The following is a 295-nucleotide window of genomic DNA, read 5'->3' as shown; positions in this document are numbered from 1 at the left end:
GGTTACATTCCCGTGCCGTCATCGCTTCACTTTCACTGATCCGCCAGTCGCTTTGCCAGCACTGACCTTCGGTAATGGAATGCTGCAGCTTGTTGATTTCTGAAGCTAATTTTTGTCGGAATTCAATAATTGCCTGAGAATCAGCAAAAGAGGTGGGATCGTAGCGATTCAGTGTCGAGTAAATGTAGGTTACCGTTGCCACGCAGCTTTGCCACCATGCGCTCTGGGTTCGCCAGTTGGCATCGTCCGCGAGGCAAAAGACATTGAGTTTTTGCAGCGCCAGCGCCTCTCTTTC

1 pseudogene is annotated in these 295 nt (G+C 50.5%); it reads right to left on the bottom strand.

Features of this window, described 5'->3' with window-relative positions:
* Window positions 1-295, bottom strand: a pseudogene (locus LZP73_RS20110) (hypothetical protein); the annotation flags it as partial.

It is taken from the genome of Shewanella sp. AS16, assembly GCF_021412365.1.
In the GTDB taxonomy this organism is placed as follows: domain Bacteria; phylum Pseudomonadota; class Gammaproteobacteria; order Enterobacterales; family Shewanellaceae; genus Shewanella; species Shewanella salipaludis.
The sequence above is the reverse complement of the archived record's forward strand: the minus strand, read 5'-3'. Positions and strand labels throughout refer to the sequence as shown.